18 protein-coding genes are annotated in these 21,572 nt (G+C 67.5%); 8 read left to right on the top strand and 10 right to left on the bottom strand.

Going from position 1 to position 21,572, the window contains the following annotated elements; all coding sequences use genetic code 11:
* Window positions 1–3: 3 nt before the first annotated feature.
* From AC1MB9_RS15865 to AC1MB9_RS15855, 3 genes are read left to right on the top strand one after another with little or no spacing between them, the layout of a single operon-like run.
* Complete coding sequence (locus AC1MB9_RS15865; protein ID WP_479962877.1) at window positions 4–984, top strand: zinc metalloprotease; 981 nt, start codon at window positions 4–6, stop codon at window positions 982–984.
* 38 nt (window positions 985–1,022) lie between these two features.
* Window positions 1,023–1,310 carry a hypothetical protein gene (locus AC1MB9_RS15860; protein ID WP_479962876.1) on the top strand — a complete coding sequence of 96 codons (288 nt, stop codon included), beginning with the start codon at window positions 1,023–1,025 and terminating at the stop codon, window positions 1,308–1,310.
* Window positions 1,311–1,346: 36 nt separating this feature from the next.
* Window positions 1,347–2,633 carry a M28 family metallopeptidase gene (locus AC1MB9_RS15855; protein ID WP_479962875.1) on the top strand — a complete coding sequence of 429 codons (1,287 nt, stop codon included), beginning with the start codon at window positions 1,347–1,349 and terminating at the stop codon, window positions 2,631–2,633.
* A gap of 9 nt (window positions 2,634–2,642) precedes the next feature.
* Here AC1MB9_RS15855 and AC1MB9_RS15850 read toward each other — a convergent pair whose 3' ends face one another.
* The 5 genes from AC1MB9_RS15850 to AC1MB9_RS15830 all read right to left on the bottom strand — a co-directional run bounded on the left by AC1MB9_RS15850 (window position 2,643) and on the right by AC1MB9_RS15830 (window position 8,801).
* Entirely contained in the window at window positions 2,643–2,987 is a 345-nt protein-coding gene (locus AC1MB9_RS15850) for a hypothetical protein (protein WP_479962874.1), read from the bottom strand.
* Between the two features lie 246 nt (window positions 2,988–3,233).
* Complete coding sequence (gene fdhA, locus AC1MB9_RS15845) at window positions 3,234–4,451, bottom strand: formaldehyde dehydrogenase, glutathione-independent (RefSeq protein ID WP_479962873.1); 1,218 nt, start codon at window positions 4,449–4,451, stop codon at window positions 3,234–3,236.
* A gap of 177 nt (window positions 4,452–4,628) precedes the next feature.
* Complete coding sequence (gene paaZ, locus AC1MB9_RS15840) at window positions 4,629–6,683, bottom strand: phenylacetic acid degradation bifunctional protein PaaZ (protein ID WP_479962872.1); 2,055 nt, start codon at window positions 6,681–6,683, stop codon at window positions 4,629–4,631.
* A 43-nt stretch (window positions 6,684–6,726) separates the two neighbouring features.
* Window positions 6,727–7,617: a 3-hydroxyacyl-CoA dehydrogenase family protein gene (locus AC1MB9_RS15835; RefSeq protein WP_479962871.1), complete on the bottom strand. Its 891-nt coding sequence runs from the start codon at window positions 7,615–7,617 to the stop codon at window positions 6,727–6,729.
* Entirely contained in the window at window positions 7,617–8,801 is a 1,185-nt protein-coding gene (locus AC1MB9_RS15830; protein WP_479962870.1) for a thiolase family protein, read from the bottom strand. Before AC1MB9_RS15830 ends, AC1MB9_RS15835 begins: the two co-directional genes overlap by 1 nt.
* Before the next feature lie 260 nt (window positions 8,802–9,061).
* Here AC1MB9_RS15830 and AC1MB9_RS15825 point away from each other — a divergent pair, with 260 nt between their 5' ends.
* Complete coding sequence (locus tag AC1MB9_RS15825) at window positions 9,062–9,700, top strand: hypothetical protein (RefSeq protein ID WP_479962869.1); 639 nt, start codon at window positions 9,062–9,064, stop codon at window positions 9,698–9,700.
* Window positions 9,701–9,786: 86 nt separating this feature from the next.
* On the opposite strand, the gene AC1MB9_RS15820 is transcribed toward AC1MB9_RS15825, so the two are convergent.
* Complete coding sequence (locus tag AC1MB9_RS15820) at window positions 9,787–12,018, bottom strand: DEAD/DEAH box helicase (RefSeq protein ID WP_479962868.1); 2,232 nt, start codon at window positions 12,016–12,018, stop codon at window positions 9,787–9,789.
* 397 nt (window positions 12,019–12,415) lie between these two features.
* Between AC1MB9_RS15820 and AC1MB9_RS15815 the strand changes: the two genes are divergently transcribed.
* On the top strand, window positions 12,416–13,393 hold the full coding sequence (locus AC1MB9_RS15815; RefSeq protein ID WP_479962867.1) for an alpha/beta hydrolase: 978 nt from the start codon (window positions 12,416–12,418) through the stop codon (window positions 13,391–13,393).
* An 87-nt stretch (window positions 13,394–13,480) separates the two neighbouring features.
* On the opposite strand, the gene AC1MB9_RS15810 is transcribed toward AC1MB9_RS15815, so the two are convergent.
* Window positions 13,481–14,263, bottom strand: a complete 783-nt coding sequence (locus tag AC1MB9_RS15810; protein WP_479962866.1) for an IclR family transcriptional regulator — start codon at window positions 14,261–14,263, stop codon at window positions 13,481–13,483.
* A gap of 87 nt (window positions 14,264–14,350) precedes the next feature.
* Between AC1MB9_RS15810 and hutH the strand changes: the two genes are divergently transcribed.
* On the top strand, window positions 14,351–15,934 hold the full coding sequence (gene hutH / locus AC1MB9_RS15805; RefSeq protein ID WP_479962865.1) for a histidine ammonia-lyase: 1,584 nt from the start codon (window positions 14,351–14,353) through the stop codon (window positions 15,932–15,934).
* 141 nt (window positions 15,935–16,075) lie between these two features.
* On the top strand, window positions 16,076–17,863 hold the full coding sequence (locus tag AC1MB9_RS15800; RefSeq protein WP_479962864.1) for a M23 family metallopeptidase: 1,788 nt from the start codon (window positions 16,076–16,078) through the stop codon (window positions 17,861–17,863).
* Here AC1MB9_RS15800 and AC1MB9_RS15795 read toward each other — a convergent pair.
* Together AC1MB9_RS15795 and yczR are read right to left on the bottom strand one after the other, a co-directional pair.
* Complete coding sequence (locus AC1MB9_RS15795) at window positions 17,860–18,357, bottom strand: NUDIX hydrolase (RefSeq protein ID WP_479962863.1); 498 nt, start codon at window positions 18,355–18,357, stop codon at window positions 17,860–17,862. The two genes, AC1MB9_RS15800 and AC1MB9_RS15795, sit on opposite strands and share 4 nt — an antisense overlap.
* Window positions 18,358–18,584: 227 nt before the next feature.
* A complete protein-coding gene (gene yczR, locus AC1MB9_RS15790; RefSeq protein WP_479962862.1) occupies window positions 18,585–20,051 on the bottom strand; it encodes a MocR-like transcription factor YczR in 1,467 nt (488 codons plus the stop codon).
* A gap of 63 nt (window positions 20,052–20,114) precedes the next feature.
* On the opposite strand from yczR, the gene yczE reads away from it, so the two are divergent.
* Complete coding sequence (yczE, locus tag AC1MB9_RS15785) at window positions 20,115–20,738, top strand: membrane protein YczE (protein WP_479962861.1); 624 nt, start codon at window positions 20,115–20,117, stop codon at window positions 20,736–20,738.
* An 11-nt stretch (window positions 20,739–20,749) separates the two neighbouring features.
* Here the strand turns inward: yczE and AC1MB9_RS15780 are convergent, their stop codons facing one another.
* Window positions 20,750–21,508 (bottom strand): MerR family transcriptional regulator, encoded by a 759-nt coding sequence (locus tag AC1MB9_RS15780; RefSeq protein ID WP_479962860.1) that lies wholly within the window; start codon window positions 21,506–21,508, stop codon window positions 20,750–20,752.
* Window positions 21,509–21,572 lie beyond the last annotated feature (64 nt).

Genomic DNA, 21,572 nt, shown 5'->3' with positions numbered 1-21,572 from the left:
ATCATGGCTGACGCCGATTCCCGCGATCTGCCCACGACTCGCTACTGTGCCACTCCAGAGTTGTACACCAAGCAGTTGGCCGAGCAGCCCGGCTTTGCCGCGGCCCGCGTCGCCATGGACACGGCGGTGCGAGAAATCGTGGCGCGGGGCATCTTCCCGGGCCGATCCGGTGTGACGCACATTCCCGTGGTCGTTCACGTCGTGTGGCACGACGATGACGAGAACATCTCCGACGAGCAGATCCACAGCCAAATCGACGTGCTCAATCAGGATTTCCGCAAGACCAACGCCGATCTGGACAGCCTGCCGAAGGTCTTCGAAGCCCTGGCGGATGACGCCCAGGTGGAGTTCGCCCTGGCGACAACGGATCCCGACGGTATGGACACGGACGGAATCACCCGCACCCACACCGACCGGTCCTCGTTCAGCTACGACGACACGATCAAATTCGACTCGTCCGGAGGTCGGGACGCATGGCCGGCCGACAAATACCTCAACCTCTGGGTGGGCCGGCTCGGCGGTGGATTGCTCGGATACGCCCAGTTCCCCGGAGGTGAGCCGTCCACCGACGGCGTCGTCGTTCTCAACACGGCCTTCGGCACTGTTGGGACGGCATCGCCGCCGTTCGGACGCGGCCGCACAGCAACCCACGAAATCGGCCACTGGCTGAACCTGAACCATATCTGGGGTGACGAGTCGGGGTGCGTGGGTACCGACAAGGTGGACGACACGCCAAATCAAGCGGACGCGAACGTCGGCAAGCCCACCTTCCCTCATGTCTCCTGCAACAACGGACCGGACGGGGACCTGTTCGTGGACTACATGGACTACGTGGACGACGAGGTCATGGTGATGTTCTCCGTTGGACAGGTCACCCGGATGCAGGCCTGCCTCGAAGGCCCCCGAAACACCTTCGAATTCGTGGAGGATAGTGCGCTGGCAGAGCAAAACCGTGACCGTCTGTCGGGCATGGACACCATGTGAGGGGCGGCCCCGCCGGATCAGGAGAGGAAACGCACCCCGTGGCTGCGATAGATCAGGACTCGCCCGTTCCTGTCGGCGAATGGACCCACTCGCATGAGGAAGATGACGACGAGATCCTGGTCTATCGCCCGGCGGCGACGTTCCCGTTCCCTCCCACCCGGGGAGGGAGGGACTCTCTCCGCGTGCGCGATGACGGCACAATTGTGACGCTCACGCCCGGACCGGACGATCGTCCCAGGCAAACCGGGATCCGCGATGTCGGCGACACGTCGGCGCTCAGGGTCGTTGAAGTGAATCCGGAGATTCTCAAGATTCGTCGGCCGTGACGGAGACCCCGTCGGTCGGGCAGGAAGGCAGGAGTCATGTACACCTACGTCATCGTTCCCGCATCCGTCGACCCCGCGGCGGGGCGGTCGGCGCGGCGCGAACCGGGACTGAAATGGTGCCGGTTCGGAGACCAGGTCATCTACTGGACGACCGGCATAGCCGATTCGAGCGCCGGACGTCGTGTGCGCACGCTGGGGCCCGCGACGCAGTCAAGTCGCGGTCTCTTGCACCTTGTGGTGCAGGCCGGCAACGCATTCCGCCAGGACTTTCCGGACGTGCCCGTCGTTCTCGATCATGGACGGTACCTCGCCGTCGAACTGAGCGATGACGAGTTCGTTCGGGCGTCGCTCGGCAACCCCGCACACTTCAGCGTTCAACCGCTCCCCCAGAACTCCTCCATCGTCGTGCCGGCGTCGAGCGCCGGCCGGCGCCTCCATGCCGTCGATCCGGCGCTGGCCATGCTCGCCGAGCAGGTCTCCGCCGCTCATCTCCAGGACTCCCTTGTCGCTCTCACCGGGTTCGGCACGCGTCATTCCCTGAGCCAGGGGTACGCTCAGGCCGCCGACTGGGTGACGGAACGACTGCGGCTGTGGGGGTACGGGCTCACCCGAGTTGCCATCACGGTCGGGTCGGGCACGAGCTTCTCGGTTGTCGCCGACAAGCCAGGGCAGGGCGACGATCCCGAGCTCGTTCTCGTCACCGCCCACCTCGATTCCATCAACCACGTGGACGGCCCTCTGGCACCCGCACCCGGCGCCGATGACAATGGCAGCGGATGTGCCGGCGTACTCGAAATCGGCCGAATCCTGGCCGAGCGCACGGATGCCCAGGATCTGCGCCTGGTGCTCTTCGGCGGCGAAGAAGAGGGCCTGTTCGGGAGTGAGCAGTACGTTCGAGCCCTGAGCGACCGCGACCGTGCTCGCATCCGGGCCGTGATCAACATGGACATGGTCGGCACCCTCAACTCCGACCGGCCTGGCGTACTTCTCGAGGGAGCCCCCGTGTCACAAGGGCTTATTGACGAGCTCACGGCGAGCGCGCAGGACTATACGACGCTTTCGGTCGACGTGTCGTTGAATCCGTTCGCAAGCGACCATGTGCCATTCATTCGTGCGGGGCTGCCCGCCGCACTCACGATTGAGGGCATGGATTCCGCCAACCACAACGTTCACTCGAGCCATGACACCCTCGACACGATCAACTACCCGCTTGCCTGCGAAATCATCACAATGAATCTCGTCACAACGGCACGCTTGATCGGCACCCGAACCTCCACTGACGATCTCAAGCGGCGGCGCCGGTCAACAACCGACAGCGACTGACTCGCCCGATCAGAAGTGATCGGTGCGCCGTGTCCTCAGGTTTGCTCGGGTCTCATCGGCTTCGCGACCGGCCGTGCGGCTGTCCTGGTCTTGACCGGATTCCCGCAGGCACAATGAGAGAGTCTCAAGCGAATCGGCAAGATCGGATGCGGGGTGGACGCCCGCCCCGTTTCCGACTTCACTACCCTCCTCCACGCGTCTCCGCTGCATTGCGACGGCGCGTTCGCTCTCAAAAAGTGCCTTGTCCCGACGCCCCGCCTCAGCGAGTCTGAGGGCGAAGACGTTGAGGGCACGGGCGAGGACCGCCGTATCGGCGTGCTGGTGCGCGTCGGCACGCTTCCACGAGTTCTTCACTCGCCTGGACTGAACCGTCGATGGGTGACGCTGAGGTCACCGGCAACCTCCTGATCGTTCGCGCCGCCACGGTGGCCGCGTCACAGCCAGTATCGCCCTCCCCCGTGTGCTGCATAGGCTTTGGGCGCCAGGACGTCGACCGGGTGAGACGGGCGCAGAACGCAGTCGCGGCCCGACCGGGGAACCTGAGCACGCACTGAAACCAGTGACGGGGTTCCTCGGCCGGGCCGCGAGCGGCCGCGCCTGTTAGCTCTTCACATACCCGTTCGGGTTCAGGACGTACTTCGTGGCCGCACCCGCGTCGAACTCCGCGTAGCCGCGCGGGGCATCTTCCAAGCTGATCGCCTTGGCGTTGACCGCCTTGCCGATCTGCACGCGGTCATGGAGGATGGCCATCATCAGCTGGCGGTTGTACTTCATCACGGGACACTGGCCGGTCGCGAAGGTGAGCGACTTGGCCCAGCCGAGACCGAGACGAATGGACAGCGACCCGACCTGGGCCGCAGCATCCTTCGCCCCCGGGTCACCCGTGACGTAGAGCCCCGGGATGCCCAGACCTCCACCGGCAGCGGTGACCGTCATCAGAGAGTTCAGCACCGTGGCCGGGGCCTCTTCGCCGGCCCCCTTGCCGTGGCCGCGCGCCTCAAAGCCCACCGCGTCGACGCCGGCATCGACCTCCGGCACACCGAGGATCTGTTCGATCTGCTCCCCCGGCTCGCCCTTGGTGAGGTCAATGGTCTCGCATCCGAAGCTGCGTGCCTGCGCGAGCCGTTCCGTGTTCATGTCGCCGACGATGACGACGGCGGCACCGAGCAGCTGCGCGGAGACCGCCGCCGCGAGGCCGACGGGCCCTGCCCCGGCCACGTAGACCGTGGACCCCACTTCGACCCCGGCGGTGTAAGCGCCGTGGAACCCGGTCGGGAAGATGTCCGAGAGCATGGTGAGGTCCATGATCTTCTCGAGCGCCTGATCCCGATCGGGAAACTTGAGCAGGTTCCAGTCAGCGTAGGGCACGAGCACGTACTCGGCCTGGCCGCCGACCCAGCCGCCCATGTCGACGTAGCCGTAGGCGCTGCCCGGACGATCCGGGTTCACGTTGAGGCAGATGCCCGTCTTGCGCTCCTTGCAGTTGCGGCAGCGACCGCAGGAGATGTTGAAGGGAACGGAAACGATGTCCCCGACCTTGACGAATTCGACGTCGGGTCCGGCTTCAATCACTTCGCCGGTGATTTCGTGCCCCAGCACGAGGTTTTTGGGCGCCGTCGTGCGTCCGCGGACCATGTGCTGGTCCGAGCCGCAGATGTTGGTGGTCACCGTGCGCAGGATGACCCCGTGGGGCACCTTGCGACCCACGTTGGCCGGGTTCACGCCCGGTCCGTCCTTGAGTTCAAACGTGGGATAGTCGATGTCGATAACCTCGACTTCGCCCGCGCTCTTGTAGGCAACTGCTCTGTTGGCCGTCATGAAGTACCTTCCTAATTCTTTAGTCGACCAATACCCCCCAAAAAGGGCTGGTCAACAATTGGATTTCTCAAGTTCGTTCCCTGACAGGGTATATGTCGCGCTGGACACCAAACTGAGTACCCGCTCACAATAAGAACAGAGCTGGAAGGCACATCACGCCGTGCCGCGCGTGCGTCGTCAGTGCTTGGCAACCAGGGTGAGCACGTCGTAGGAGGCGACCATCTCATCGTTCTGATTGGTGAGGATCGCGTCCCAGCGCACCTCACCGTACTCATCGGTCTCCCGTGGCGTTATCTGCTTGGCCGTGAGCGCGACGCGGATGCTGTCCCCCGGTGAGACCGGCGTGAGAAACCGCAGGTTTTCGAGGCCGGAATTCGCCAGGACGGGCCCCGGCGCCGGGTCCACGAACAGTCCGGCCGCCCAGGATACGAGCAGGTACCCGTGGGCGACTCGCCCGGGGAAGAACGGGTTGGCCGTCGCGGCTTCCTCGTTCATGTGCGCGTAGAACGTGTCGCCGGTGAACTCCGCGAAGTGCTCGATGTCGTCGAGGGTCACGGTGCGGGAGTCCGACACGATCTGGTCGCCGAGCTTCAGCTCCGCGAGGCTCTTTCTGAACGGATGCGTTTCACCGGCATGCGCCGTCGCACCCTGATGCCAGATGCCCGTGATGGCGGTGAGCATCTCGGGCGAACCCTGAATGGCGGTGCGCTGCATGTGGTGCAGCACCGCGCGGATGCCGCCGAGCTCCTCGCCACCGCCGGCGCGTCCCGGTCCACCGTGCACGAGCTGGGGAACGGGTGAGCCGTGCCCCGTCGACGTGCGGGCATCGTCGCGGTCGAGCACGAGTACGCGTCCGTTGAACGCGGAAATCCCGGTCATGAGCGCCACGGCCACCTGAGGATCATGCGTGGCGATGCTCGTCACGAGCGATCCGCCGCCGCGTCGCACCAGGGCGATCGCTTCCTCGATGGTGTCGTATCCGAGCACGCTGGAGACGGGGCCGAAGGCCTCGACCTCGTGCACAGCATCCGTTGCGACGTCGAAACGCAGCAGCAACGGGGGGACGAAGGCGCCGTCGGGCGCGGGGGCGCTGGTGCCGTCGCTGCGCACGACGGTCGGGGCATCGGTTGAACCCACGACCAGTTCGCCGCCGGCCTCCTGCAGCCGGGCGACCTGGCGGAGCACCTCGGCGCGCTGCTCGGTCGAGGCGAGCGGGCCCATCGTGACGCCCTCGGCTCTCGGGTCACCGAGTACGATGCGCTGCGTGATGCGCTGCTGCACGGCGTCGATCACGTCGCCCATGGCGGCGCGGGGCACGATCACGCGGCGAATGGCGGTGCACTTCTGGCCCGCCTTGACTGTCATCTCGGTGACGACCTGTTTCACGAAGGCGTCGAATTCCGGGGTTCCGGCCGTGGCGTCGGTGCCCAGCACGGAGGCGTTGATCGAGTCGGTCTCGTTGGTGAAGCGCACGCCGCCGGTCTGCACCGAATCGCTCGCGCGGAGCTTCTCGGCCGTGGACGCGGAGCCGGTGAACGCCACAAGGTCGCCGAGTCGCACGTCGTCGAAGAGGGTCGGGACGCTGCCGGACACGAGCTGCAGCGAACCCTCGGGGAGCAGCCCGGAGTCGGCGAGGATACGCACGAAGGCTTCCGCGAGGTATCCCGACGGCGTCGCGGGCTTCACGAGTGTCGGCACGCCGGCGAGGAAGGCCGGGGCGAACTTCTCGAGTGCGCCCCAGACCGGAAAGTTGAAGGCGTTGATCTGCACGGCCACGCCGGGCAGGCGCGAGTAGATGTGACGTGCCAGGAACGAGCCGTCTTTCGACAGCGGTTCGACCGGTCCGTCCACGTATACCTTGGCGTTCGGCAGTTCGCGGCGGCCCTTCGACGAGTAGGAGAACAGCACGCCGATACCGCCGTCGATGTCCACCCAGGAATCAACCTTGGTGGCACCAGTGCGGCTGGAGAGCTCGTAGAGCTCCTGCTTGCGTTCGGTCAGCAGCAACGCCATCTGCTTGAGCAACACGGCGCGCTGGTGAAACGTGAGGGCGCCGAGCGACGCCTGACCGACGGTCCGAGCGTATTCGAGGGCGGCGCCGAGGTCGAGGCCCTCCGTGCTCACGCGCGTGACGATCTCACCGGTCGACGCGTCACGCACGTCGACGGCGGATGCCTCGGCGGCGGGAACAAACCAGGAACCTTGAACGTAGCTGGGCAGAATCTGAGTCATTTAGCGAGCTCCTCGATGTGGAGAGTGGACGAAGTGGGCATCATCAGTCGGTCCAGCTGTAAAAGCCCTGGCCTGATTTGCGGCCGAGTTTTCCCTCGGCCACGAGCCGACGGAGCAGGGCGGGGGGCTCGAATCGGGCCCCGAGCTGGCTGTGCAGGTATTCGGCGATGCCGAGGCGCACGTCGAGCCCAACCAGGTCGGTGAGTTTAAGCGGGCCGACCGGGTGCTTGTATCCGAGCATCATTGCCGCGTCGATGTCCTCGGCGGAGGCCACGCCATCCTCGAGCATGCGGATAGCCTCAAGACCGAGGGCCACTCCGAGCCGCGATGACGCGAAACCGGGGGCGTCGCTGACGGTGATGGGCGTCTTGCCGAGCGCCACGACCCAGGCCTGGGCATCCGCGATGAGTTCGGCGGACGTCTCTCGGCCGGCGACGAGTTCGACGAGGGTCGAGGCGGGCACCGGGTTGAAGAAGTGCAGTCCGAGGAAACGGGCGGGGCGCTCGAGCTGGGCGGCGAGGTCGTCGATCGAAATGGAGGAGGTGTTGCTCGCGAGGGCGGCGTCCGCATCGAGCTCGGCCTCGACGCGCTGCAGTGCGTCGACCTTGAGCGCTCGAACCTCCGGCACCGCTTCCACGACGAGTTCCCGGTCGGCAAAGGCGGTGAAGTCCCAGCCCACGTGCAGTCGGTCGGTGAGTTCGGCCTGCGTCTCGCCGGTGGCTCCGCGGGTGATGCTCGCCGTCACGGCGCGAAGCACCCGCTCCCGAGCGGCCTCGGCCTCGACCTCGTTGCGTTCGACCAGGCAGACGTGCGCCCCCGCGAGCAGGAAGGAATGCGCGATGCCCGCACCCATCCGGCCGCCGCCCAGGACGCCGACCCGTTCGGGTACCCCGCTCTCGCCGCGATCGCCGAGTTCAAGTCCTACTTTGCTCATCAGACACGCTCCAGGATTAGTGCCGAGCCCTGGCCGACGCCCACGCACATGGTGGCGAGGCCGTGCTGGGCGTTTTCACGCTCCATCCGTCCGAGCAGGGTCACAACAAGTCGTGCACCGCTCGATCCGAGGGGGTGACCGAGCGCGATCGCTCCGCCATCGCGATTGACGATCCGCTGATCCAGACCGAGACGGCGGATGCTGGCGAGCGACTGGGTGGCGAAAGCCTCGTTGAGCTCGATCGCGCCGAGGTCGTCGACGTCCAGTCCGGTGCGGTCCAGCACCTTCCGGGTGGCCCCGACGGGTCCAAGACCCATAATTTCGGGGGCGAGGCCCACGCTCGCACCGAACACGATGCGTGCGCGCGGCACGAGGCCGTACCGTTTGACGGCCTCGCCACTGGCCACAATCACGGCGGATGCTCCGTCGTTGAGCGAGCTCGCATTGCCGGCGGTGACCACGGATCCACCCGAGACGATGGGACGCAGTTTCGCGAGGCCCTCCAACGTCGTATCCCGGCGCGGTCCCTCATCGACGAGCACCTCGCCGGCCTTGGTTGGAACGCCGACGATTTCGTCGACGAAGTGTCCCGCATCAATCGCGGCGGCGGCGCGTTGCTGGCTCTGCAGGGCGAACGCATCCGCTTCGTCGCGGGTGATGCCGTCGAGACGGGCGACCTCTTCGGCTGTTTCACTCATGGAGAAGGTGGCCTTGTCGCGGGCCGCCAGGCGCGGGTTGACGAAGCGCCAGCCGATGGACGTGTCGAACTGGGGGCTCGGCTTGGCCCAGGGGCGTTCCGGCTTTCCCTGCACCCAGGGTGCGCGGGTCATGGATTCGACGCCGCCGGCGACCATGATGTCGGTGTCTCCCGCTCGAACGGCCTGGGCGGCCATGGTGATGGCGGACAGACCCGAGGCGCACAAGCGGTTCACGGTGATGCCGGGGACCCCGTCGGGCAGGCCTGCGAGCAGAGCGGCCATGCGCGCCACATTGCGGTTGTCTTCACCGGCCTGCGTGGCCGCGCCGAAGATGATGTCGTCGATGCGCGACGGGTCGACACCTGCTCGGCGTACAGCTTCGGCGACAACGATCGCGGCGAGGTCGTCGGGGCGGACTCCGGAGAGCACTCCGCCGTAACGACCGACGGGGGTACGTGCCCCTCCAACGAGATAGGCCTCTGCCATGGTTTCTCCTGACGACGGTGTCTGCGTGAATGCTGTGGTGAACGCGTCGAATTAGTAACCGACCGTTCGGAAAGTAATTCTGGCAGATAGTCGACCGCTCGGCAACCTGCGCTGTCACCACCATAGTTCTGCGGCCCTTGACAGTCCTGCGCTCTGCGGCATACTCGGAGCAGTTGAACACCTCGCTGCCGAATCGGGTGTCGGATGACGTGCGCGGGGATGCTGCCTTCGCCGGCATCCCGAAATGAAAGAGGAACGTCGTGACCAGTGCCACCGCCCCGGGGAGCGGCGACTCCTTTGACACCCAGCCGATCCCGCTCGAGGAGATCACCCGACACCCGCACCCGGGGCCGCTCGCGGGGGTGATCGGAATCGACGGGCATGAGGGAACGGGCAAAACCACGATCGCCCGGGGCGCCGCCGACGCACTGAATGCCTCGTACGTGCGGCCGTTCGGCGGCGAACGGGGGCTGCTTCTCTCCAGGGCCGACGAGGCCGGCGACAGCGACGCAGTGTTGCGAATCGGTGCGGCGGCCATCACGGCGGCAATCCGGCGTTCCGGTCCGATGCGTCCCATCGTGGTGGAACGCTCCTGGATAACGGTGGGCTCGTTGGTGTCGGACGAGGAATTCTACGAGCGCTGGCAGCTATGGATACCGACGATCCTGTGCTGGGCGGACCTGCCGACCACCCTCAAGCGATTGGGCCACGGCGCCGAGGCGCGGGAGGCCAGGGACCGGCACGGGCACTTCGTTGACCGCTACCGCCGCATGGCCGAGGACCGCGGATGTGTGATCGTCGATACGTCCAACGCGACCGACGATGAGGCCATCGCGCAGGTTGTCCGCGCGGCTCGGCGTCTGCTCCGTTGGGCGGCCGCTCCATCCACGCAATCTTGATCAGGCGGCAGACAGGCACAGGCTGATTAAACGCCAGAAGGGGCACCCGCCGCATGGCGGGTGCCCCTTCTCAGCTGAAGCGGGTGTTAGATGCTGGCGAGTTCACGCACAGCCTGGTCGCCGGGACCGGCGGACGTGTAGCTGGCGTCGATCTCTGCACGATCGAGCAGCTCGTCCATGCGGCGCTTGCGCTGCTTGGGGATGAGCGTCACGACGGTGCCGGACTTGCCCGCGCGGCCCGTGCGGCCGGCGCGGTGCAGGTACGCCTTGTACTCGTCGGGAGCATCGGCCTGGATGACCAGGTCGATGTCGTCAACGTGGATTCCGCGAGCGGCGACATCCGTTGCAACCAGCACGTTGACCCGGCCACTCGTGAGCATCTGAAGGTTGCGGGTACGACGGGCCTGGTTCAGGTCACCGTGCAGGCTGGTGGCCTTCACGCCGGCGTCTTCCAGCTGGTCGGCGAGCTGCTCGGCATACGCACGGGTGCGGCTGAAGATGAGCGTCTTGCCGGCGCGGTTGACGAGCTCCTGGATGATGCGGCTCTTGTCGCGGTGCTCGATGACGAGCACGCGGTGGTCGATCGTGGAGGAGGCCTGGTCTTCACCGGCGACCTCGTGCACGGCCGGGTTGGTCAGGAATTCCTTGACCAGCGAGGCAACACCCTTGTCGAGGGTTGCCGAGAAGAGCAGCTTCTGGCCGCCCGCCTTGGTGGCGCGGAGGATGCGCTGCACGGGCTCGAGGAACCCGAGGTCGCACATGTAGTCGGCCTCGTCCAGAACGGTGATGACAACCTCGGAGAGGTCAAGACGACCCTGCTCCATGAGGTCCTCGATACGTCCGGCAGTGCCGACGATGATGTCCACGCCGCGCTGGAGGGCACTGACCTGACGGTACTGGGGAACACCTCCATAGATCTGCGTGGTGAAGAGCCCCACGCTGCGGGCAATCGGCTGCACAGTACGGTCGATCTGCAGCGCCAGCTCACGGGTCGGGGCCAGGATGAGCGCGCGCGGCTTGCGAGCGTGCTTGCGGTCCTTGGCGCCGTTGTTCTCCATGAGCTTCTCCACGAGGGGAGCAGCGAAAGCGATGGTCTTGCCGGAGCCGGTCTTGCCGCGCCCGAGAACGTCGCGCCCGGAGAGCACGTCGGGAATGGTGGCGGCCTGGATAGGGAACGGTGCCGGAGCGCCGAGCGAAGCGAGTTCGCGAACGATGTTCTCGCCGAGGCCCAGGTCGCCGAACGTCTTGCCGACCACATCGGATGCCGTCGTGGCGGTGGCTTCGAGGCGCTCGAGTACCACGTCGTCGCCGCCGGCGAAGCTGGGCTTGACGCCGTTTTCGGAGCGCTTCGGGTAGAAGGTGCTGTCCCCGCCCTCGCCGCGGGCCGGACGGTCGTTGCGGTCGAAGTTGCGGGGAGCGCGCTCGGCGCGGTCACCGTAGGACGGACGCTCGGTGCGGGCCGGGCGGTCGTTGTTGTAGGCAGGGCGATCCGTGCGCGGAGCACGGTCACCGTACGACGGACGCTCGGTACGAGCGGGACGCTCGGTACGAGCGGGACGCTCGGAGTTACGGTCGTTGTTGTAGGCAGGACGATCCGTGCGCGGAGCACGGTCACCGTACGACGGACGCTCGGTACGAGCGGGACGCTCGGAGTTACGGTCGTTGTTGTACGACGGGCGGTCGTTGCCGTACGAGGGACGGTCGTTGCGCGGAGCGCGATCGTTGTACGACGGACGCTCGGTGCGGGCGGGACGCTCGCTGTTGCGGTCGTTGTTGTACGACGGGCGGTCGCCACGGGGCGCGCGGTCGTTGTACGACGGACGGTCACCGCCGCGAGCGGGACGCTCGCTGTTGCGGTCATTGCCGTACGAGGGACGGTCGTTGCGCGGAGCGCGATCGTTGTACGACGGGCGCTCGGTGCGGGCGGGACGCTCGCTGTTACGGTCGTTGTTGTACGACGGGCGGTCGCCACGGGGCGCGCGGTCGTTGTACGACGGACGGTCACCGCCGCGAGCGGGACGCTCGCTGTTGCGGTCGTTGTTGTAGGCAGGACGCTCTGAGCGCTGGCCGGTGGCCGGGCGGTCGCTGCGCGCACCATAGGAGGGACGGTCGCCGTAGCTGCCGCGATCGCTCGCGGGACGCTCAGCTGCGCGGGATGCGCGCTCGTCGGCGTTCCAACGCTGCTTCTTGGGGGCGCCTTCGTCAGCCTTGTAGCCGCGGTGACCGGGGCTCTTGCTGCCCTGGTTGTTTGATCCGCCACGGTTGGGCCCGCTCTTGGCGGCGTATTTCGGATCGTAATTGTTCTTGCTCTGGGGCATAGAAGTGTTCCTGGGTTGTGTTCAGTACATGGCAGAACAACGTCGCACATGCGACGTAACTGAGAACCCGGGCAGTCTATGGCCGGGGCCGTTCACATACAGTGATTTTTCACCAGCGGATTACTGGGAAACCGGCCCAACTTGACTTACAAACCCATCCACGCACAGCGCGGTGTCAAGAGCCGACTGGTCAACGTTACCCGATCGAACCCGAAATGTCACGGCCGGCGCACAATTCGGTTCGCTGGTGGCCTATGATCTCGCCCACCGCACCGGGAAGACGAGATGCCGGCCGCTTGCGGCCCGCCGGCCGGCGACCGGCTCGGTGTGGCTTGCACGCAGCAAGAGGTTCTAGGCTCAACCCTGTCCCTGTACGAAGATCATTCTCGGAGCCCGCGTGACCATCGGCAGTCGTTTCCCCCGCATAGGGACCCCCCGCATCCGCCTTCTGGCCGTTCTGGGAATCGTTGCGGTCGCCGCGGCGTGCACGGTTGCCTTTGTGGGAGTTTCCGGCGACACCACGACGGCCGACGTCGTGACCGAACCGATTGTCGGCGTGCGTACCTTCGAGGCCTCGAAGAACGTGACCGTCACGACAGACATCACCTACGGCACCCGGCCGGACGGCGGCCCGCTGCAACTCGACGTGTGCTCAACGGCTCCCGCCGGTTCACCGCCGCGCCCCGCCGTCGTTTCGATCCACGGCGGCAGTTGGACGCGTGGCGACAAGTCGAGCGACGACTGGCGTCAAGTGTGCGAATGGCTGGCGTCCGAGGGCTTCGTCGCCTATTCCGTTGACTACGGACTCACCCCGACGGCCCCCTTCCCCGCGGGCATCGACGACATCCAGGCCGCGGTGGAATGGATCCGCGCGCCCGCGAACGCCGATCGATTCGGTATCGACGCGGACCGGATCGGCGCTTTCGGCGGCTCGGCGGGCGCAAACCTGGCCGCGCTGCTCGGCACCAGAGGGGAAGGGTCCCTCACCGAGGGATCGCGGGTGGCAGCGGTCGCCGAGCTCTCCGGGCCGAGCGATCTGCGCGGAGCGTCGATGGCCACGGACGGCGCCTCCCCGCGCCTGCAGAACCTGGTGCTGCGCTATCTTGACTGCGACACGCTGAGCGCCTGCCCACAGGCCGCCGACGCCTCGCCTCTGACTCAACTGGACGCGAGCGATCCGCCGTTCTTCATCGCCAACTCCGCACGGGAGTTCGTGCCGCTCACGCAGGCGACGCGCTTCGCCTCAGCCCTGGACAACGTGGGCATCCGGCACGAACTCGTGACGGTGCCGGGCGGCGTGCACTCCATCGGGCTCCTCGACGCCGAGCTGCGCGCCCGGGTCGCCGCTTTTCTGCACGACAATCTCGGTTCTTAGCGGCGGCTCTCTCCGCCTCGCCTCTCCTCGGGATCGGGTCGCGCGGCGGCAACGATCGTAGCGGCCACGGAGGCGGTGCGGGAGCGGCTAGGAAACCCGACCGCGGATGCGACGTGACAGCTCCCCGGCCGTGCCGGCGATCTGCGCGGCGAGCGCCGGCCAGTCTGCCTCGGCCACGTCCCGCCGGGCGAATGTCACGGCGATCGCGGCCGCCGGCCAGCCCGCGTGGTCGCGCACCACCACGGCAACGGATGCGATCTCTGCGGTGATCTCGCCGTCTTCCTGGGCGAAACCCCGCGATCGCACCTCGTCGAGCACGCGGCGCAGCTCCCTCGCCGTATGCGGCCCCTGTCCGTCCCGGGTGGAAAAGGCCGCCGGGTCGGGGAACAGCGCGCGCAACTGCGCGGCCGGAAGTGCCGCGAGCATGGCACGACCGCTCGCCGTCAGATGACTCGGCAGGCGCACGCCCACATCCGACACGAGTGAGGTGCGTCGGGGCGCACGCTCCTCGACGAGATAGATGACATCTCGCCCGTGCAGCACGACGAGGTGCGCGCTCTCCCCCACCTGGTCCACGAGCTGCGCAATCAGGGGGCGACCCAGTCGCGAGAGGGGCTGTTGGCGGGAGAATCCGCTGCTGAGCTCGAACGCGGCCACACCGAGCCCGTACCGTCGTTCCTCGGGCAGGTGCACAACGAATCCACGCTCCGCCAGCACGGCGAGCAGCTGGTAGACCGTCGACCGCGGCAAAGCGAGCGCGGCAGCGATGGCGCCGGCCGCTACCGGCCCCCTCTGGGCCGCAAGGTGGGTGAGGATTCGCAAGGTACTGTCCGCCGCGGGGACCTTGGGGCGGGCCACGTTCACGTCCATTCCGAATCCCCCTGACATGTCCGGTATACCGGACTGTTCCCACGCTAGCAGCACCCGCAGCGCCGCAAAAGGGTGTGGAATCGGAACATGAGCCCCGCCCCCGCCTCCATCGTCGCCCCGTCCTCCGCACCCGAGGCATCCGTTATCGTCGTCGCCGGCGCGGTGTCATTTTCCGATGTCGTGGCGGTCGCCAGGAACGGGGCGCCGATCCTGCTCGACCCGGCCGCGCTGGAGGGCGTGGCCGCGACGCGACTGATCATCGATGACCTCGCGAGCGACGCGAACCCGCACTATGGCATTTCCACGGGCTTCGGCGCCCTTGCCACCACGTTCATCACCTCCGACCGCCGCGCGCAGCTGCAGGCAAGTCTCGTGCGTTCACATGCCGCGGGGAGCGGACCGGAGGTGGAACGCGAGGTCGTGCGCGCCCTCATGCTGCTGCGCCTGTCGACGCTCATGACGGGCCGCACAGGCGTGAAGCCGCGGACCGTCGAGGTCTATGCGGCCCTGCTGAATGCCGGCATCACCCCCGTAGTGCGCGAATACGGCTCGCTCGGCTGCTCCGGCGACCTCGCACCTCTGGCCCACTGCGCCCTCGCTGTCATGGGTGAGGGGGAGGTACGCGATGCGGCCGGCACGGCGATGACCGCCGGGGAGGCTCTCGCGGCAGTCGGCATCACTCCGGTCGTGCTCGCCGAGAAGGAGGGCCTCGCCCTGATCAACGGCACCGACGGCATGCTCGGCATGCTCGTGCTTGCCCTGCACGATCTCTCGGTGCTGATGCAGACCGCCGACATCGCCGCGGCGATGAGTATCGAGGCGCTGCTGGGAACGGATGCGACCTTCGCGGCCGACCTTCACGCCCTGCGACCCCAGGTGGGCCAGGCCGTGAGCGCCACGAACCTGCGCGCGCTGCTCACCGGTTCGCCGCTACTCGCGAGCCACGCCGGCCCGGAGGACCCCACCGTGCAGGACGCGTACTCGCTGCGCTGTGCGCCGCAGGTGCACGGCGCGGCCCGCGACACCGCCGACCACGCCGCCCGGGTGGCGGAGCGTGAGCTCGCGAGCGCGGTCGACAACCCCGTCGTCACGCTCGACGGGCGGATCGAATCCAACGGCAACTTCCACGGTGCTCCCGTGGCGTACGTGCTCGATTTTCTCGCGATTGCGGCCGCCGACGTGGCGAGCATGAGCGAACGCCGCACGGACCGCCACCTCGACGCCAATCGCAACAAGGGGCTTCCTCCGTTTCTGGCGCACGAGGTGGGTGTCGACTCGGGGCTGATGATCGCGCAGTACACCGCCGCCGGAATCGTCTCCGAGCTCAAACGCTTGGCCGCGCCCGCATCCGTTGATTCCATCCCCTCCTCCGCGATGCAGGAAGACCACGTCTCCATGGGCTGGCACGCCGCCCGCAAGCTGCGCCGTTCGCTCGACGGCCTCGGCCGGGTGCTCGCGATCGAGGTCATGACCGCGGCCCGCGCGCTCGATTTGCGCGCACCGCTGCAGCCCGGCGCCGCAACGGATGCCGTGCGCCGCGTCGTGCGCACCGTGGCCGACGGCCCGGGTCACGATCGCTTTCTGTCGCCGGAGATCGAGGGTGTCGTATCACTCGTTCAGACCGGTGCGGTGCGGGATGCCGCCGCAGGGGTTGTGGGCGATCTGGGGTGAACAGGGTCGTGTTTTTCATCTCCTTGTAGCACCCGAAGCGGCGTGGCATACTGGCGCCACGTCGACGTCGAAGTTCGCTGCTGGCCCGCTATGGGGTCATGGCCTCGTGTGGAGTCGACCTCCAAGCGTGACCCAAGTGAAATGACCTCAACATTGAGATTTCGCCGAATTCCTGTTGCTGACGCACGCTCCCGGTGCCTGGCCGTTGCGACCGCGTCGGCGCTCACGCTCACCCTGGTCGCGTTCACGGCACCGCAGGGTGCGCTCGCGGCAGAAGGAGACACGCCCGTACCGACCGTGACCTCCGGCGACTCAACGAACAGCGCCATGCCGGCGACATCAGATGCACCCGCCGTCCCGGAGCAAGCCGATCCCCTGCCGGATCTCGTCCCGGAACCCGCCGCGTCACCCACGCCTTCGCCCGCCCCGACGCGTACGCTATCGCCGACGCCCATCCGTGAACCGGCCGCACCAACGCCCTCCGCGCAGCCCGCCGGCCGGCCCGACGCCCCCGTCGCGGCGCCCACCCCGGTTCCGGTCCCGGTTCCTGTCCTCACCCCGGTTCCGGTCCCGGTTCCTGTCCTCACCCCGGTTCCGGTCCCCACCCCGGTTCCGGTCCCTGCGCCCGTTCCCGTCACCGTTCCCACCCCGGTTCCGGTCCCTGTTCCCGTTCCTGTTCCCGTTCCCGTTCCCGTTCCCGTTCCCGTTCCCGTTCCCGTTCCCGTTCCCGTTCCCGTTCCCGTTCCCGTTCCCGTTCCCGTTCCCGTTCCCGTTCCCGAGGACGACATCATTCCCGCTGTTCCGCACACGATCCCCCGCCCCGACGCGCACGCTGTCGCCGCCGCACAGGCAGCCGCACAGGCAGCCGCACAGGCAGCCGCACAGGCAGCCGCACAGGCAGCGCGCGCCGCCGCGGAACGGGCGGCCGCACGGCAGGCCCTGGCGCGGGCATCCGCTCAGAACGCCGTGACGGCGGCGCTCACCGAGAGGGACACCGCCTCGAGAGCCCTCGCCTCGGCACAGGCGACCCTCGCTGCCCTCGCAAGCCGCGCCGACACCCTGCAGACACTCGCCGACACGGCCGCCACCAAGGCCGCCCATTCGCGGCGACTCCTCACGGGCCTCGTGCTCGAGCTCGGGCGACAGCGAACGGGAACGGCCTCCGTGGATGCCTTGCTCTCAGGCGACAACCTGCTCTCCGCGCTGGCGTCCGTCGACCGCTTCTCCCAGCTCACCGGCAGCATCGATACCGTTCGGGCACGTGCTGCACGGGACGCCGCCCGCGCACAATCACTCCTCGACCAGGTGGTTGCCGCCCGGGACGTGGCCGCGCTGATTCCGATCGCCGCTCGTCAAGCGGACCTCGACGCGGCCCAGGCCGCCGTGGATGCCGCCACCTTGACACTCGCCCGGCTGGACGCGGCCGTGGCGAGCCCGGCCGGGTCGGCAACCGCGGTCATCGAGCCGTCAGGCGCGGCGCGGCTCTCCGCGCTGGACACCGGCCAGCTCAGCGCCCAGGGCTGGGCCCTGCCCGCCCTCGGTCGTATCACCGACGTCTTCGGATATCGACCGATTCGCCCGCTGCCCACCGTGGGCGACTTCCACCACGGCACCGACATCGGCGCGGCGTGTGGCGCCCCGGTGCGCGCGGCAACCTCCGGCATAGTCTCGTCCGTCGGCGCGCTCGGGACCTACGGCAACTGGATCGTCATCAATCACGGCTCCGGGCTTCAGACCGGCTACGCCCACCTCGCCACCGGCGATGTGCTCGTCTCCGAGGGCGACCATGTGGCCGCAGGCGAGGTCATCGCCGGCGTGGGCCGCACGGGTGCCGCCACGGGGTGCCACCTGCATATTGAGGTGCGCGTCGACGGAACGCGCGTTGATCCGCAGCCGTTCCTGGCCTCCCGCGGCGTGATCCTCGGCTAGGCGGGTTCGGGGAGGTCCACGGGCAGGCGCTGGGAAAACAGCGCCGGACCGAACGATTCAGCCGCCGAGCGAATGCGGCGGGCGAAGCTGTCGGTCATGGGCGGAAGCTCGGACAGGGGCCACCAGGCCGCCTCCGAATTCTCCCCGTCCGCCGGGGCAGGGTCGCCGTTGAGCCAGCTGCAGGCGAAGACCAGGTCAAGATACTGCGCCTCATCCCCGTTCGGGTACGTGACCGGGTCGAGCACATGCGCCCATACCAGGCGCACGGCCTTGACCACAACATCGGCTTCTTCAAGCACTTCGCGCACGGCGGCATCGGCCGGTTCCTCACCGGGATCGATAATCCCGGTGACCGGCGACCATTCCCCGGTGTCGGTGCGACGCACGAGCAGCACATCGTCGCCACGGAGTACGACGGCGGTCACACCGGTCAGCCAGAGCGGCGCGTGGCCAATGTGTTCTCGCAGGTCGAGAACAAAATCGGGAGTTGTCATGCTTCGAGCCTAACCACCACGCCGCAAAGTGGGGGAATTCCTCAAAAATGAGGCACCAGGGCCCGGTGGGCCGAGTGAAGATTGTGTCGGTCTTCGCGCACGCCCGCCACGTCACGGATGTCGCCGAGCACGGTCCGTGTGAGTGCCCTGTTCCGCATGCTCAGAACGGCGAGAACATGCCCGCGCTCAGTCTCACCCGCGTTCCCGGCAAAATCAAGGAAAGGGGGCTAGACGACCGTGGCCAGGGAGCCGCTTTCGTCGGCGGTGAATGGATGCCGCGGCAGGGACGCCCAGGCCAGGGCGAGCGCGTCCACGGCGCGGTCGGTGTCGTCGACGGAATGCATGAACGGCATGCGCAAGAAGCGTTCGAAGGCCCCGTCGAGGCCGAAGAGCGGGCCGGCCGGGACGATGAGTCCGTGGTTGCGTGCGGCGAGCGCCAGCTGCGAGCTCACCGGGCGACCCAGGTTCACCCAGGCGGTGATGCCACCGTCGACATGCGGTACATGCCATTCAGGGAATGTTTCGAAGAGGCGGCGCTCGAGATGGTCCCGGCCGGCACGAAGCTGGTCGGCGCGCAGGCGGAGGATGCCCGGAATATCGCCGAGCAAGCGGGTAACGATGAGCTGCTCGAGAATGGGAGTGCCGAGATCGTTCGCGGTCCGCGCCGCGACGAGCTTGTGGATGAGCGTGGGTTCGGCCCGGATCCAGCCGATCCGGATGCCGCCCCACACCGACTTGCCCACCGAACCGATGCTCACGACGGTGTCTTCGTCCGTGGCACGGCCGCAGCTCGCAAACGGCGCGAATTCGCCCTCGCGGTCGATGGCGAGTTCGGCGATCGTCTCGTCGATGATCAGGACCGTGCCGCTGCGCGCCGCGGCGGCGATCACGCGTTCGCGCTGCGGCATTGGCATGCTCTCGCCGGTGGGATTGTGGAAGTCGGGCATGAGGTAGCCCAGCGCGGGGCTGCTGCGCTGCAGAGTCTGCAGCAGGGCGATCTCGTCCCAGCCTCGCGGTGGGGCGTCGGCGTCCGGGCCACCGGCCGACACGCTCACACCGACGAGGCGGGCCCCGGCGGAGCGCAGTGCCTCGGCGGCGTGCGGGTAAGTGGGATTCTCGATGAGCGCACGGTCGCCGCGATTGACGAGCACCCGGCTGAGCAGCGAGATGGCGTGTTGGGCCCCAATGGTGACCATGATCTGCTCAGGGGTGGTCGGCAAACCGCGCGCGGCATACCGGTCGGCGATGGCCGCGCGTAGCGCCGGCAGCCCCACCGGCTCGAACCCCGACTCGCCGAGGTGCGCGGGCAGGTCCGCGGCCGCGCGTTGCACGGCATCCGCCAGACCGGGCAGGGCCGGCATCGTGGCCTTGCTGAAATCGATGACGCCCGCGCCCACGGCGGGCGAGTCGCCGGGATGCGCCGGCGGCAGTCGGGTCACGCTGCCGGAACCTCGCACGCTGCGCAGGTAACCGCCCTCGCGGAGCCGCCGGTACGCGGCGGCCACCGTGGTGCGACTCACGGCCAGACGGGCGCTCAGATCCCGTTCTGCGGGAAGACGGCTGTCCGTGGCGATGCGGCCGTCCAGGGTGAGCAGGCGGATGCGTTCGCTCAGCGACACGTAGGCGCTCGCTCCCCCACGCCACTGTCCGAGCAGCGTTTCCAGGTTTCGTGCACTGATCTGATTCTCGACCATAAGGCCACTATACGAAGATTGGACTCTTGATAACAGGTTGACTATGCAATTGGATTAGTTTCCATGACCCGGAGACTCGCTCAACTGCATATTGGCCTTTTCCTGTACGGAATCGGCATCGCGTTGATTGTTCGCGCGGCCATTGGGGTGGCCCCCTGGGACGTGCTGACCCAGGGCATCGACGCGCACACTCATCTCGGTTTCGGGATCATCACCATTCTGATCAGCGTGGTGGTGCTCGCGCTCTGGATCCCCATTCGGCAGAAGCCCGGCGTCGGCACGCTGTTGAACGCTGTGCTCGTCGGGCCGTCCGCCGACGTGGGACTCCTGCTCATCCCCGAGGGGCTCGACCTGTGGGTGCGGGTGCTGCTCTTCGCTGCCGGGCTGCTGCTCGTCGCCGTGGCGACGGGCTTGTACATCGGTGCACACTTCGGTCCCGGCCCACGTGATGGGCTGATGACCGGCCTGCACCGGCGCACGGGCTGGAACATCTGGGTTGTGCGCAGCGCCATCGAGGTGACGGTGCTCGGCATCGGCTGGGCGCTCGGCGGGAACGTGGGCGTGGGCACGGTGCTGTTCGCGGTGCTCATCGGACCGCTGTGCCAGATCACGATCCCCCTGTTCTCGATGACACGCCCCGTGCCGGCACCGGAGCCCGCACCGGAGCCCGCCGCGAGCATCCGCTAGCTCCGCGCAGATCAGAGGTTGCGCTCGGCGTAAACCAGCATGGCGTCGCGTACGAACTCGGCACCGGCCTGGCCGCCGAAGGTCGCAGCGAATCGCTCGTCCGCCGGGTACATCTCGGCCAGACCCGTGAAGTACTGTTTCGACGGACCGCCGTCTGGCCCGCTGGGCGTGCCCGGGATACCTCGGAGCCACTCGAGCTGCCGAGCGGCAAGCTCCTGGGCCGCCTCGCTGTCGGCAGCGAGGCCGGCTCCAGCCGCCGACTGCCAGTCCACGACGAGCTGCGCCATCGACTGCTGGAATGCCGCCTTCTCGGTCGTCGACAGGGCACGCCACCACGAGTCACTGTTGGCGTAGGCCTCCCGGCCCCACCGTTGCTCCACCTCCTCCCTGTGCACGGTGTGGTCAAAACCGTCGAACATGGTCGCTGCCATGAGCTGTTCCTTTCCGTTCAGGGTGTCTATCGTGTGCTGCACCGAGTGAATCTGTCGCGTAAGACGTTGCTGCTCGTCACGCAGCCCGTGCAAGTGGGTGGTGAGGGCGGCGCGCTCGTCCCGGTGCCGTTCGAGCACCTCGCCGATGGCCGTCAGCCCCAGGCCCAGTTCGCGCAGCAGCAGAATGCGCTGCAATCGCACGAGCGACCGTTCGTCGTAATACCGGTAGCCGTTGCTGCCGATGCGGCTGGGCTCGAGCAGACCGAGTTCCCCGTAGTGCCGCAGGGTGCGGCTCGTCGTGTGCGCCAACCGCGCTGTCTCCTGAATGGACCAGTCCATGTCGCCTCCCGCGCACTCGCTCTGACAACAACGCTAGAATTTGACGTTACGTCAATGTCAAGCG

The organism is Cryobacterium sp. AP27 (assembly GCF_056680495.1).
The sequence above is the reverse complement of the archived record's forward strand: the minus strand, read 5'-3'. Positions and strand labels throughout refer to the sequence as shown.